Annotated in this window: 15 protein-coding genes; 7 read left to right on the top strand and 8 right to left on the bottom strand. The window is 39.4% G+C overall.

The window, feature by feature from the left end; all coding sequences use genetic code 11:
- The first annotated feature begins 74 nt into the window (after positions 1 to 74).
- Positions 75 to 608 (top strand): hypothetical protein, encoded by a 534-nt coding sequence (locus H4J59_RS15710; RefSeq protein WP_182240934.1) that lies wholly within the window; start codon positions 75 to 77, stop codon positions 606 to 608.
- Positions 609 to 1,114: 506 nt separating this feature from the next.
- Here the strand turns inward: H4J59_RS15710 and H4J59_RS15705 are convergent.
- The gene (locus tag H4J59_RS15705; protein WP_182240933.1) at positions 1,115 to 1,309 is read right to left on the bottom strand and encodes a YheV family putative zinc ribbon protein; all 195 of its coding nucleotides are present in this window, start codon (positions 1,307 to 1,309) and stop codon (positions 1,115 to 1,117) included.
- Between the two features lie 131 nt (positions 1,310 to 1,440).
- On the opposite strand from H4J59_RS15705, the gene H4J59_RS15700 reads away from it, so the two are divergent.
- From H4J59_RS15700 to H4J59_RS15680, 5 genes are all read left to right on the top strand, one after another.
- Entirely contained in the window at positions 1,441 to 3,342 is a 1,902-nt protein-coding gene (locus H4J59_RS15700) for an ATP-binding cassette domain-containing protein (RefSeq protein ID WP_182240931.1), read from the top strand.
- Between the two features lie 84 nt (positions 3,343 to 3,426).
- Positions 3,427 to 4,164, top strand: coding sequence for a tetratricopeptide repeat protein (locus tag H4J59_RS15695; RefSeq protein WP_182240929.1), 738 nt, complete (start codon positions 3,427 to 3,429; stop codon positions 4,162 to 4,164).
- A 379-nt stretch (positions 4,165 to 4,543) separates the two neighbouring features.
- Positions 4,544 to 4,675: a DUF3149 domain-containing protein gene (locus H4J59_RS15690; protein ID WP_182137421.1), complete on the top strand. Its 132-nt coding sequence runs from the start codon at positions 4,544 to 4,546 to the stop codon at positions 4,673 to 4,675.
- Positions 4,676 to 5,065: 390 nt separating this feature from the next.
- Entirely contained in the window at positions 5,066 to 6,037 is a 972-nt protein-coding gene (locus tag H4J59_RS15685) for a hydrolase (protein WP_182240927.1), read from the top strand.
- Positions 6,034 to 6,270: a YheU family protein gene (locus H4J59_RS15680; RefSeq protein WP_182240925.1), complete on the top strand. Its 237-nt coding sequence runs from the start codon at positions 6,034 to 6,036 to the stop codon at positions 6,268 to 6,270. Before H4J59_RS15685 ends, H4J59_RS15680 begins: the two co-directional genes overlap by 4 nt.
- Before the next feature lie 139 nt (positions 6,271 to 6,409).
- Here the strand turns inward: H4J59_RS15680 and H4J59_RS15675 are convergent, their stop codons facing one another.
- From H4J59_RS15675 to nudE, 3 genes are all read right to left on the bottom strand, one after another.
- The gene (locus tag H4J59_RS15675; protein ID WP_182240923.1) at positions 6,410 to 6,991 is read right to left on the bottom strand and encodes a YceI family protein; all 582 of its coding nucleotides are present in this window, start codon (positions 6,989 to 6,991) and stop codon (positions 6,410 to 6,412) included.
- A gap of 91 nt (positions 6,992 to 7,082) precedes the next feature.
- Positions 7,083 to 7,901, bottom strand: coding sequence for a 3'(2'),5'-bisphosphate nucleotidase CysQ (gene cysQ / locus H4J59_RS15670; protein WP_182240921.1), 819 nt, complete (start codon positions 7,899 to 7,901; stop codon positions 7,083 to 7,085).
- Entirely contained in the window at positions 7,898 to 8,455 is a 558-nt protein-coding gene (gene nudE / locus H4J59_RS15665) for an ADP compounds hydrolase NudE (protein ID WP_182240920.1), read from the bottom strand. Before nudE ends, cysQ begins: the two co-directional genes overlap by 4 nt.
- A gap of 139 nt (positions 8,456 to 8,594) precedes the next feature.
- Here nudE and yrfG point away from each other — a divergent pair, with 139 nt between their 5' ends.
- The gene (yrfG, locus tag H4J59_RS15660; protein WP_182240919.1) at positions 8,595 to 9,272 is read left to right on the top strand and encodes a GMP/IMP nucleotidase; all 678 of its coding nucleotides are present in this window, start codon (positions 8,595 to 8,597) and stop codon (positions 9,270 to 9,272) included.
- 129 nt (positions 9,273 to 9,401) lie between these two features.
- Here yrfG and H4J59_RS15655 read toward each other — a convergent pair whose 3' ends face one another.
- Genes H4J59_RS15655 through gspK form a run of 4 tightly spaced genes read right to left on the bottom strand, consistent with a single transcriptional unit; the run spans position 9,402 to position 12,878 of the window.
- Entirely contained in the window at positions 9,402 to 10,145 is a 744-nt protein-coding gene (locus tag H4J59_RS15655; protein ID WP_182240918.1) for a type II secretion system protein N, read from the bottom strand.
- Positions 10,145 to 10,612: a type II secretion system protein GspM gene (gene gspM, locus H4J59_RS15650; protein ID WP_182240917.1), complete on the bottom strand. Its 468-nt coding sequence runs from the start codon at positions 10,610 to 10,612 to the stop codon at positions 10,145 to 10,147. The genes H4J59_RS15655 and gspM overlap by 1 nt, the downstream gene beginning before the upstream one ends.
- The gene (gspL, locus tag H4J59_RS15645; protein WP_182240916.1) at positions 10,609 to 11,859 is read right to left on the bottom strand and encodes a type II secretion system protein GspL; all 1,251 of its coding nucleotides are present in this window, start codon (positions 11,857 to 11,859) and stop codon (positions 10,609 to 10,611) included. The genes gspM and gspL overlap by 4 nt, the downstream gene beginning before the upstream one ends.
- Positions 11,859 to 12,878, bottom strand: coding sequence for a type II secretion system minor pseudopilin GspK (gspK, locus tag H4J59_RS15640; RefSeq protein ID WP_182240962.1), 1,020 nt, complete (start codon positions 12,876 to 12,878; stop codon positions 11,859 to 11,861). The genes gspL and gspK overlap by 1 nt, the downstream gene beginning before the upstream one ends.
- Positions 12,879 to 12,880: the final 2 nt, after the last annotated feature.

Genomic DNA, 12,880 nt, shown 5'->3' with positions numbered 1-12,880 from the left:
GTCGGTTCAACTTTACAAAATACGACTGGCACTTTTATAAGCCCAGTACGGCTAAATTATCAGGATGTAACAAGATGAAATTGAATATTACCATAGCAATGTCGACTATTTTAATCTTGCTAAATTTACTGTGCTCTAAGTCGCTATATGCCCATGTAATGGTAGCTCAGCACGGTACATTGAACGTTGCCGAAGATGGCGTTTACATGGTAATTTCATTGCCGGTATCTGCTTTTGTAGGCATCGATGAAGATCTTGATAGTAAACTTTCTGCTGAAGAGTTTGCAACGCACCGCCTTAGTATTATCGATACGGTTCACAGCAAAATAACTTTAAAAGATAAAAGCGGAAAACTCGCTTTGCAGGGAATAATCTTGTCGCCAGTTACTGATCATCATTCGCCTAAGGCACCTGCGTCACAGTTAGTGGTTATGGGCCGTTATACTTTAGTTAAGCCCAATAGTGAGTTTGAATATCAAGTCAATCTTTTTGGTCAAGGGGATGCTGAAAAAAGCTTAGAAATTACCGCAACAAACAAACTCGATGGTCGTAAACAGATGGTCGAATTATCGCCACAAAAATCTAACGTACTTTTATTTGAGGAATAGTTTTTATTCGCATAGTCCTTTCTATTTCAAGAAAATTTTATGCCCTATTCAGCTAGGTTCAAAAGCTGTTTACGCAAATTTATCGCTAGACTTTGTTAGTTAAAAGTCTAGCTTTTCAGTATTAAGCATATTAAGTAAATTCAATGATAAAATTTTGCCTAAAATTATCAGTCTATTATTAAGGCATTTGTGTACGTATCATTTTGTGTTAAATTTATATTATTGCCAATATAGTTTCTAAAAGGAGCTTTATATTTTTGCTTTAGTGGTTTTAAATTTACTCTGTATTTTTGTTTGTTATTCAATTGCAAAATCTAAAGGTGCTAACACTAGATTTTGGGTAATAATGGGGGCTATTCTCGGTCCACTGGCTGTGCCGTTTGTTTTCTTTGCTCAGCCTGAGGCTAAGTCCACTTAATTGACATTGATTAAAACATAGTACTTAACCAATGATTTATAATATTTTTCTTAATTAAAACAGTCTATTGTAAGTATCTCCTAGCACATCAATCTGGTTTAAAAATACCAATAACTTGTTCGTTTGGTCTTACTTCTTGCACAACATGTTCTTCCGGTTGCGACATTTGGTGGCCACAACTTACACAGGTGACTGTTTCAATACCGTTTACCTTCGTTAGCCCCATAGTGTCCATTTCCTTGCATTTTGGACAGGTTGCTCCTGCTATAAATCGTTTTTTCACTTATTTACTCAGTTTTAATTAATTTTGTATTAGATTTTAGCAAGATATCTGCTTAGTGCTGTTATTTTACCTTGAACTACCCCCTAAGGAAAAGCGACAATAGTGTTCTGCATTAAAATGAGTAACGATAAATGATCATAGCCACAGATTTAAGTTTAGCCCGAGGCGCAAAATACCTCATAAAATCATCAAGTTTTACTATACATCCAAATCATAAAGTTGGACTTGTTGGGGCGAATGGCTGTGGAAAATCTTCTTTATTTGCCAGCTTACTGGGCACACTACCATCAGATGTGGGCAACCTTTCTATGCCCTCAAGCTGGAAAATTGCTACCGTTAAACAGGAAACGCCTGCGTTAGACCGCTCAGCTCTAGACTATGTTATGGACGGTGATGTTGAATATCGTGAGCTAGAAGCTAAATTAGAACAAGCACGCAAAGACGACAATGGCACACTTGAAGCCACTATTATCAACCAAATTGACGCGGTTAATGGCTACAGTTTACCGGCACGAGCCGGAGAATTATTACACGGTTTAGGTTTTGTACAAGAGCAGCTAGTTAACCCGGTTAAATCATTTTCTGGCGGTTGGAGAATGCGCTTAAACTTAGCTCAAGCCTTGATCAGCCGGGCCGATTTATTATTACTGGATGAACCCACCAACCATTTAGATTTAGATGCCGTGATTTGGCTGCAACGTTGGTTAAAAAGGTTCACCGGTACTTTAGTGCTGATATCACATGATCGTGATTTTCTTGATGATGTGATTGGCCAAATTCTGCATATTGAGCATCAAACTGCGAAATTATATTCGGGTAACTATAGTGCTTTTGAGCGCCAACGTGCCGAACACCTTGCACAACAAGATGCGCAATATCAGAAACAACAAAAAGAAGTTGCTCACTTAACTTCTTTTGTTGACCGCTTTCGCGCTAAAGCCAGTAAAGCAAAACAAGCACAAAGTCGTTTAAAACGCCTGCAAAAATTACCTGATTTGGCGCCAGCTCATGTAGATAGTCAATTTACTTTCAACTTTGAGCAGCCCGAAACCCTGCCTTATCCGTTACTGGCACTAAAAGAGAGCCAATGTGGCTATAGTGAACAAGCCATTATTTTAGAAGATGTTGCCATGACCCTAGTACCTGGAAGTCGCATTGGCTTACTCGGGCGCAACGGTGCGGGTAAATCAACATTAATAAAATCACTGGCGGGAGATTTAGCCCTGCTTAAAGGTGAGCGTTATTGTGCGCAAGATTTAAAAGTGGGCTATTTTTCACAGCACCAACTTGAGCAACTACACTTATCCAGTAGTGCCATTGAGCATATTACACGGGCAAAGGCCGATATAACCGAATTACAAGCACGGTCATTTCTAGGCCGCTTTGGCTTTAGTGGCGACCAAGCACTAGATAAAGTCGGCACTATGTCTGGTGGCGAAAAAGCGCGCTTAGTATTAGCGCTTATTGTCCTAGACAAACCACAACTGCTACTGTTAGATGAGCCAACCAACCATCTTGATTTAGAAATGCGTCAAGCATTGGTACTCGCTCTGCAAGACTTTGAGGGCGCAATCATTCTTATTGCCCATGACAGGTATTTATTAGAGTCGTGTGTCGATGAATTTTACTTAGTAGCTAACGGCCACGTGGCTGACTTTGATGGTGACATTGACGACTATCAACAATGGTTAAATGACGATAAAAAGCAAAGCGTTAAAGCAAATAAAATCGTTAGCGAGCCACAAGTTGATAAAAAACAACAACGCAAAGAACAAGCCGAATTACGTAAAAAAGCCTCACCGCTGCGTAAACAAGCAGATAAATTTGAAAAATTAGTACAAAAAAGCCAAGACGAGTTAACGGAAGTTGAAGCTAAGTTAGCAGACAGTGACATTTATCAAGCTGAGCATAAAGCCAAACTAACCGAACTACTGAAACGCCAAGCAAAGCTGACACAAGACTTAGAAGCCAATGAAATACAATGGCTTGACCTTGAAGAGCAAATTGAAGAGATAATGTCGCAAGCATTATAAATTTATTGCTACACTTAACACATAGCAGAAAAATACCTTGTCATTGCGTTTAATGGCGACAACACCAGACTATAGGACATTAAAATGAAAAAATTGACCTTACTCGTACTCAGTATTGCCCTATTTGCTCAGAACTTTGCATACAGCGCAGATTTAGATTTAGGCATATATGATCTTAATCGTGGTGAGTTTAACGCCGCAATAGCTCAGTTTGAGCCTTTAGTTGCAGAAGGATATGCACCTGCTCAATATCAAATGGGCTTAGTTTATTTAAATGGTTACGGCGTGATTAAAAATCCAACAAAAGCAGTGGAATTATTTCATTTGGCGGCGTCAAAAAATTATTCAGATGCTTTGTTTGACCTTTCTTTGTTATATAGTGAGGGTGAAGTCGTTAAAAAAGATCTAAACACTGCTTATGCCTTAATGGAAAAAGCGGCAAAAAAAGGCTTACCTCGCGCGCAATTTAACTTAGGGGTGATGATTTATAATGGCAGCGGTGTACCGCAAGATTATTTGCAAGCATCGCGCTGGTATCAAAAGGCTGCTGATCAAAACTATGCACTAGCGCAATTTAACCTCGCCTTAATGTATTTTGACGGCAAAGGGGTCGCTAAAAGTACAGAGATGTCGTATATCTGGAATATCATTGCCGCTAGAAATGGCTATCGTATAGCAGAAAAAAGTCGCGATATGGACGAGTATAAATTAACGGTAGAAGAAATTAATATCAGCCGTGAAAAAGCAGATACTCTTCAGCGTAACATAATACAACAAAGAGAGCTGAAATTAAGGCAAGCGCTAATAGAGCAAAACCGTTAGACGAAAAATTCGTCTGCATTAGCCGGCTTCAATAAAAAATATAAACCCGCAACAAACGTTAGCGGGTTTATTTTTGCCTTTCAGTAAGTTATTTATCTAGCGGTCTATTAAATGATAAAAATCAGTAACCTCAGCGATAGAAAAGTTAATTTATAACCTGCTTATTTCTTACTATTAATAAAAATACACACCTGAAGTCCATACCTAATATCAATACCTCATATCAATACCTCAAGTCAATGCTAGCCTCCATTACTAGCCATCATATTCACAGCATACAATGGCAATGAATGTGATCTAAATCAATAAGTAGTACTGAGTTATTATTTACAATAGTTATCTAATCTTTTTACTATTTTGATGATTTTTGGAGTCAGTTATGAACGTTTTAAATATGCTAATCAACGACCCTGTTGTGCTTTATTCTTTTATTGGCTTAGCGGTTTTACTGGGTATATGTGGTTTTTATGTCTATTATTTTTTAAAGCATATTAGTGAAGATGAAAAGTAAATCTAGCAATAGTACAATCAAGGTATATACGCTTAACATATAACAAGATCAATGCTATCGGTTCAGTATTGGCTTTTTACTCTGCTCTAAGCTGAATAAGTAACTTATGCTGTTAAGTTTATTTTCACTACATTGAGCAAACTAATATTGCCTATTTAAATAACGTAAGTCTTACTGGACAAGGTCGAGCAAAACTGACTAATGCCTTTCTTAGACTCATACCTAACCTTGCTAGCTATGGCTCCACTAACTAAGACTGCTTTAGTCTGCGTAAGACTCCCTGCATTACTTACCCAAGCCAAATAAGCTTGTACATTGATGGCTAACCATTGGGCATCCACAGTGTTTTAACGTACAATAATTTTTTGCATTACACACTATTACCACGTTATGTTTACCAAAAGTTCTTTCAGCCCTGCTTGGTGGCTTAAAAACCCTCACTGCCAAACCATTGCCGCTAAGTTTTTTCGGCGTGGTCACACTATTAATACCACAAATGAAACGTTAGAGTTACCCGATGGTGACTTTGTTGATTTGGCGTGGACCGAAAAGGTTAGCCCTTCGTGCTCTCGCCCCATTGTCGCCGTATTACATGGCTTAGAAGGTTCAAAAAACAGTCATTATGCTAAAGGCATGTTATCTGCAATTAAAGCGCAAGGTTGGATAGGTGTTTTAATGCATTTTCGCGGTTGCAGTGGCCGACCCAATCGTATGGCAAAGTCTTATCATAGTGGTCAAACTTGTGATGTTGACTACTTTAGTCAATATCTTGCTGATACTTATCCTGACGCAAAAAAAGCGATTATAGGCTTTTCACTGGGTGGTAATGTATTAACTAAATATTTGGCAGAACAAAAACAAAATATCTATCAAGCCGCCGGTGTAATTTGTGCTCCACTTGACCTATCAAGTTGCTGTGACAGAATTAATCAAGGCTTTTCGCGCGTTTATCAAAAGTACCTGGTTGATATGCTTAGAGTTAGCACCATTGAAAAAATAAATACAAATTTACTCAATAATATAGACAGAAAAAATTTAGACAAGGTTCGCTCTATTCGAGAGTTTGACCAAATGATCACCGCCCCAGTTAATGGCTTTCGCGATGCCAATCACTATTATCAACAAGCAAGCGGCCGAGATGTACTTCAACAGATAACCACGCCATGTTTAATCATTCACGCGAGCGATGACCCCTTCTTATGCCATGAAAACACCACCGCTATTAGTGTTCTACCAGAGCAATTAACCTTTGAAATTAGTGCTCATGGTGGCCATGTTGGCTTCATTACCGGTAAAAATCCACTTAAGCCACAATTTTGGCTTGAGCAGCGTATACCTGAATTTTTGACGAGATATTTATGATCATTCCATTAGAACAATTATCAACCGAGACTTTAAACGCCATTATCGAGAACTTTGTCCTTCGAGAAGGTACTGAGTATGGTAGTGAGGATGTGTCACTCAGTGATAAAATCACTCAAGTGCGTCAGCAATTAACACAAGGTTCTGCCCTATTAGTCTACTCAGAACTACATGAGACAGTTAATATTTTACCGACAGATCAATTGGTTGAAGACAGTGAGGAAAGCGCTTAAAAAATATAATTACAGTTTATTGCAATGAAAAAGGCACTGATTAAGTGCCTTTGATAAAGAGTAATGCTGTGTCAACTTAACGAATGTTGCATTTAACCAAGTGTAGACTTAACGAACTTTAAACTTAACGACCTTTAATTTAACGAGTAAAGGTGACTGAAAAACTTACCGGTACGACATAATCAATACTCGGTAGAGACGCTAACTCTTTAAGTTTATTAATGCCAGCAACGACACTAAAAGCATCCGCTTTAATAAAAAATGGCTTTATCGTGTTGACCAATATTTTATCTGCGCTTAGTTTTACAACACTAACATCAATAGTGACTACTTGTTGTAGGCCATGGAAGTCAAGCGTGCCACTAAGACTGAGTTGCTGATTTTGGCCAGCTTTTAAAGTGTTAATTAATTCTTTATCAAGCTGAGTCGTAAAATTTGCTGAGCTATATTTATCCGTTTCAAAAACGAACTTTTTCATTCGCTCATCGCGGATAGCAATATTGGTATTTACGCTAGCTAGGTCAACACTAATAGTCACCTGTGCTTTTGCGTCAATATCGCCTTCAAGTTTTGCAAAACTGTGATTTTCCGCAATAGCCGATTTTTTCACCGATGTAAAACTAAGTAGTGAACTTGAATTGTCGAGTTTCCATGTAGCTAAAGCAGGTAAACTGATTGTAGCCACAAGTAGGGTAATTAACATTAAAGCTGTTTGGCGCATTATATATTCCATTTATGTCAGGCTTTCGCCTTGATCTTTATGCCTAAAGCAAATAAGTGTGTTAACTCTTCGCTTAAGCTATTATTGATTGTTAGCGTGTTGTTCTGTGCGGCTTAATAATATCATGCCAAGGGATCTCTGTATTCCCTAAAGATAAAAAATCAGGCTGCATCAAAGTGTTACGTTGATTATAAGTTAATGGTTTAAATTCACTGTCGATAATACTGCCACCCGCTTGTTCAATGATACAATGGCTAGCGCCAGTGTCCCACTCACCTGTTGGCCCAACCCGTAAATAACAATCAGCACCACCTTCAGCAATTAAACAATTTTTTAGCGAGCAACTGCCTAAAGCAACATGATCGTAGTCGTATTTATCATTTAAATACTGCCCCATTAAGTTAATATCTTGGCGACGACTAATAGCGACTTTAATTCGACGCTGGCCATCATATTTTGCCACTTGTATTTTATGACTACCGCTATCATTTTCTTTAAATGCACCTAAATTATTTTGGCCATAGTAGGTTAATTGATGATCAGGTGCATGGATAACACCAATCGTTGGCCAGCCATTTTCCACTAAAGCAACATTGACGGCGAAATCGCCACTGCCGGCAATAAACTCACCCGTTCCATCAATAGGGTCTAATAACCAATAGCGTGACCATTTGCTGCGCTGAGCAAGTGCTAACGCCCCCACTTCTTCAGAAATAATGGGAATATCAGGTGTTAGCCGTCTTAATTCATCCATTAGAATGTCATTTGCCGCCATATCAGCACTGGTCACTGGGCTATTGTCTTCCTTCATTTCAGCCGTATAGTTGCCATGCTTATAGTAACTCGCGACTTCTTGTCCCGCTTTTTTGGCACTTTCAAGTGCTACTGACAATAATTTTTCTGGGCTCATAAAACACCTCCTAAGTGATCTTTTACTAATAACAGCGCGGCAATACTGCGTGCTTCATTGAAATCTGGCTCTTGCATCAATTGCCGATAATCGGCTAACGGCCAAGGTATTAATTCTAAGGCTTCGGGTTCATCACCGAGCAGCTTTTCAGTATAAAGATTTTCCGCGAGAAAAATGGTCATGCTGGCATCAAAAAATGCGGGTGCCATGGCAACGGTATGTATTGAGGTTAATGTTTGAGCACCGTAGCCCACTTCTTCTTTTAATTCTCGATTGGCTGCCTCTGCCGCACTTTCGCCGGCATCAATCAGCCCCTTGGGAAAGCCGAGTTCATAAGTGTGAGTACCGCCACAGTACTCACGTACTAGTAACATGGTCTGTTGATCTAGCATAGGAACAATCATCACCGCCCCTCTGCCTTTGCCAGACATACGTTCATATTCACGTTTTTCGCCATTGGTAAAAGTTAGGTCAACTTGTTCAATCGAAAATAAACGACTTTTAGCAACCTGCTTGCGTGCGGTAATTTGCGGTAATACTTTTTTTGTTGTCATAACGACCTTTATTGCAACAACTTAACTGAGAATGCAACGTTAAAAAAACTAAAGTTTAACCATAACACGATAACGTTGAATACATAACCAAACCTCTTTGGTATGCTCCTATAATAAACGTGTTTCTAGGGAAAAATCTATGCTTGATTGGTCAAAAATTTCAACTGTTTTACTTGATATGGATGGAACCATTCTCGATTTACATTTTGACAATCACTTTTGGTTGCACTACTTACCTAAACGCTATAGTGATTTACGCGGGGTAAGTTTAGCTGATGCGCAAACGTCATTGGCCAATCACTACGAAAAAGTGGCCGGGACTATAGACTGGTATTGCCTTGATTATTGGGCCCAGCAAACACAACTGTCGATCATCGACCTAAAACGCGAAGTACAACATTTGATTCAACTGCGCAGTGACGCACATGACTTTCTCGTCGCGCTTAAGTCATCAGGGCGTGAAGTGGTATTGGTGACCAATGCCCATCCTGATAGTTTATCGCTAAAAATAGAGCGCACTAAGTTAGATAAATACTTTGATACCCTGTATTCAACTCATGAATTTGGTGTGACAAAAGAATCACAACTACTCTGGCAGCGTCTACATCAAAAGCATGGTTTTGCCTTAGAGAAGACACTTTTTGTTGATGACAGTGTCGTTATGCTAGATTCTGCTAAAAAATATGGTATTGAGCATTTATTAGCGGTGGCAAACCCCGATAGTAAAAAAGCCAGTGCTGTGATTAATGACTACCCGTCGATTACTGATTATAGTGTTTTGCTGGCAGGAATAAACAACAGCAAGTGGAACAATTAATAATCCCTTGAGTATAATAGCCATTGCATTTCATCAGTAATTATAAGTGAGCTGAGGTATTTGATATAACTCACCTAAACTCACCTAAGTGTAAGGTGAGTGATATCTTATGTAGGCATTATATAGCCGTTATATTTTTAAGCGATATCGACCTTGATTATCTGGCTTACCCAAAAAGCTTAATGCTGATCTTAATTGCTCAGGAAATTTAGCCCCTGGGCTTAAATATCCACTACCTGAGAAACGCCCGCCTTGCTTTAACTGGGCACGATAACTTAATCCTAAATTATTTTCAGGGTCTATATCAGCGACAAGTTCGCCTTTATCACAGGTTAGTTTTGCCTTAAGTGTACCAAACTCAACTTTTTCATCAAAAGCGGTAATACCCGCATTACGCCATTGCAAATTACCCTGTAATTCAAGACATATCGGCGTGCCAATAATAAAACGGTCAATAGTTAGCGCTAATTGTTCATGGGCAATAACATTAACCGGTAAGTTAAGCCTTGCGGTCACGGTATTTGCAGCAAGGTCTATCTGCGCATCTTTAATAACCATGTCAGATAATAGGCCACTTATCGTCAACTGTCCTTCAGGGCCATTGACTAAAGTACCACCAAAACTAATATCAAGTTTTGGGTCAAGCGTTAACAAAGACATAAACGATAGCGAGCTCTGCACTTGGTTAATCACAACGTCATCAACCATTACCTGATTAACACGGGCTCGCCAAATAGTGCCTTCTACTGCGGCGATAGTGATATTTTTCGGTAATTTAATTTGCGCCATCAACCAACTTGCCGGCATTAATGCTAAAACAAAAACGCTGTACGCGGTTAAAAAGATGGCGATATAAGCAAACTTCTTTTTCATTAACTCTTTCCTAACTGTAATCGACGAACACGAACCATACCTTGTTGATCAGCTGAACTAAGATCTATATTTTTAACTTGCAGACCATCGTTAATAGCCAATTGTTCTAACCAAGTTAATAACTGGTTAAATGATATTTCATCAATCCAGACCTGTAAGTCATCGCCTTGGGGCTGCATGCGAGTAATGGTTATATTGTTAGCGCTGGAAGTGCGGTTGACTATGCTCGACAAACTTGCGCCCGAATTGGCGCGTGCACTACGTTTTGCTTGTTGATAGCGTTGAGTATTTTCGGTCACCCAAGTTAACAAGGCTTGTTGACGTTCAAGCTTTAATGTTGTTTTTTCGATATTTTCCGTCAACGGCTGCCAAATAAGACCATATAAAATAAATATCGACATAAGCACTGACATCACGCTGACCAAACGTTGTTCACGAATATTTAACTGTTGCCACCAAGCTTTCATGAGCGCCCCTTAGCTGCGGTATCTGTAATACTAAACGAGCCTGAAATTTGCTCACCTTGATTATTTTGTGCGCCTAAATTCACGGTTAATCCTGCCTTTTCAAGCGCCACTTTTAACTTTTCAAAATATTGATAATCTTTGGCAATAGTTTGCATACGAACTTCATGGCGTTTACCGTCAAATTTTAGTGTTTGTGGTTTAATCTCAGGCACACTGGCTAATGCGGGCTCAAGCTTAACTAATAATGATAAAAAACCTATAGATTCGTCACTATTACCCACCTCGGCTAATTTTTGCCGTAACTGTGAGCGAACAGTTGACACTTTCACCCGCTTAGTCTCAGGAAATGCTGCTTTATAATTAGCGATAATTTGCGCTTCAATCACCGATTGCTGATCTGACAAGCGATATAATTCTGCCCCCTTAAGGGTAAAGTTAAGCACTAAAGCTACACCGGCAATACCGGCAACCCAAAGCCAATTGGTTTTGGTTGCTGAACGTTTTTCTTTTACTTGAAACTCACCTTGCAGTAGGTTGAATTTAGCGGAATGATTATTCGCTAAAATAGCTAAAGGCAACTCTTCGGGTAAGTATTCGACCTTTATTTCACCCGGCACTTGCGGTAGAGATGAATAGGCCAAAATGGTGTTTTCATTGTCTGCTAGTGCGCTGTTTTCTGCCTGTGCACTGAAGTGTTGCGCAATAATAGGCCATGCATTGGCTTCAAATGACATAACTTGCCATGCACCAAGCCTGATTAATACTTGCTCACCCAGCATCACTGCCGTACTGCTTTGGCTATCCAAGGGTAATGCCAAAGCATCGGGAATGATTGACTCAGTGAATATTCCTGCATTGGCCAGCCACTGTAGCCAAAGCTCTAACTGCTTACGCTCAAGTGCCGCAACAAAGCAGTTATGACCCTGTTCATCTTGTTTTGTATCACTAAAAGAGAAGCATAGTTGCTCAACATCTTGTGCCAGCGTTTCTTCCATCATATATGGCGCCGCTAAACGAATAGCGCGTTGAGATGAACCAGGCACTTTTAAGCGTTTAATGGCAATGTCACTTGCTGGTACAAAAACGACCACATCCCGTGCTGTCGATTTTTCAGTTAATTGACTCAATGCCTTCGCATTAGGTAACTCACCACTTGCAATAATATCTTCTTGTCCGTTGGTTTTGATCAGCCAGTGAATTTTATTTTCAACTTGGCTGCCTAAACGGATAAATAAGGTTTCACCCATTACTCTCGTCCTATGATGCGACTGATCACACTTATATTGTTTTTATTGTCTACTTTCATAATGGTATTCAAAGCAAAGTAACTGTTATTAAAACTTGCTGTTGTTTTGAGCTTAAAATACTCGCTGGTAACGGCAAATTGTTGTTTTTTCTCGGGGGGTATTTTAGCCTTACTCAACTCACTTAAATTAAAAAATTCATCAACACTTTTAAAGCCTTCTTCACCGCGAGCAGTCAAGACTTGTGTCGCTTCATTTTGACTTATCCCTAACATAGCGACAAGTATTTCAGGCTTATCTAATGCTATGGTATTAACGTTAATCTTATTGAGGTTAGTATTAGGTAACACACAGGCATAGTCTTTTAGTTTATTAATGACATTGACCGTAAAATGCTCAACGACTCTTAACTCGCCGATACTAGCAAGATAATTATTCGCCGCTAAATAAGGAAATGCTTTTGCGGCATAATCATTATCTTCAGCACCACCTGAACTTGAGATGCTGCTATTAGCGTCTAACCAGTCGGTTAATGCATCTGCCATATATTGCGCTTCAAAACTGCCAACACCTTCAATATTCATGACAATGAGTAATTCTTCAAACGCGGCTCGTGCTGGCGATTTGGTCGCTATATCACCATTATTACTAATATTGTTACTGTCATCATCGTCGGCTCGTAAGGCATTCAAGTTGAAACAGCTATTTAAATCTGTTATCTCACCGGTAATTTCACCAAAATCGACAGGAAAAGTGTTCTCCCCTTGCGCCCATATTTGACCTAAATGTGTTACCTCGGCATTATCTGCAAAGGATTGTATTAACACTCTTTTTGCAAAGGCTTCTGCGCCCATGGCATACCAATAGGCTTGCTGGTTTGAGGAAATATTGGTCGTGCGTTGCATTTGTAATTGTAACCGCGCGGTCATTTGCGTTGCCAAAATAGCGATTAATGCCACAATAAGCATAACGGTGATTAACGCAACACCTTTAGCGCTATGTTTACCTGCAAAAATAGTCATCA

The organism is Colwellia sp. MB02u-10 (assembly GCF_014077185.1).
Classification (GTDB): domain Bacteria; phylum Pseudomonadota; class Gammaproteobacteria; order Enterobacterales; family Alteromonadaceae; genus Cognaticolwellia.
The sequence above is the reverse complement of the archived record's forward strand: the minus strand, read 5'-3'. Positions and strand labels throughout refer to the sequence as shown.

Bases quoted from the DNA above. Each gene is read 5' to 3' on its own strand.
- nudE (WP_182240920.1), bottom strand. From the start codon at position 8,455: ATGACAACAAAAAAAGTATTACCGCAAATTACCGCACGCAAGCAGGTT.
- gspM (WP_182240917.1), bottom strand. From the start codon at position 10,612: ATGAAAGCTTGGTGGCAACAGTTAAATATTCGTGAACAACGTTTGGTC.
- gspL (WP_182240916.1), bottom strand. From the start codon at position 11,859: ATGGGTGAAACCTTATTTATCCGTTTAGGCAGCCAAGTTGAAAATAAA.
- H4J59_RS15700 (WP_182240931.1), top strand. From the start codon at position 1,441: ATGATCATAGCCACAGATTTAAGTTTAGCCCGAGGCGCAAAATACCTC.
- gspK (WP_182240962.1), bottom strand. From the start codon at position 12,878: ATGACTATTTTTGCAGGTAAACATAGCGCTAAAGGTGTTGCGTTAATC.
- H4J59_RS15690 (WP_182137421.1), top strand. From the start codon at position 4,544: ATGAACGTTTTAAATATGCTAATCAACGACCCTGTTGTGCTTTATTCT.
- H4J59_RS15695 (WP_182240929.1), top strand. From the start codon at position 3,427: ATGAAAAAATTGACCTTACTCGTACTCAGTATTGCCCTATTTGCTCAG.
- yrfG (WP_182240919.1), top strand. From the start codon at position 8,595: ATGCTTGATTGGTCAAAAATTTCAACTGTTTTACTTGATATGGATGGA.
- cysQ (WP_182240921.1), bottom strand. From the start codon at position 7,901: ATGAGCCCAGAAAAATTATTGTCAGTAGCACTTGAAAGTGCCAAAAAA.
- H4J59_RS15675 (WP_182240923.1), bottom strand. From the start codon at position 6,991: ATGCGCCAAACAGCTTTAATGTTAATTACCCTACTTGTGGCTACAATC.
- H4J59_RS15680 (WP_182240925.1), top strand. From the start codon at position 6,034: ATGATCATTCCATTAGAACAATTATCAACCGAGACTTTAAACGCCATT.
- H4J59_RS15685 (WP_182240927.1), top strand. From the start codon at position 5,066: ATGTTTACCAAAAGTTCTTTCAGCCCTGCTTGGTGGCTTAAAAACCCT.
- H4J59_RS15655 (WP_182240918.1), bottom strand. From the start codon at position 10,145: ATGAAAAAGAAGTTTGCTTATATCGCCATCTTTTTAACCGCGTACAGC.
- H4J59_RS15710 (WP_182240934.1), top strand. From the start codon at position 75: ATGAAATTGAATATTACCATAGCAATGTCGACTATTTTAATCTTGCTA.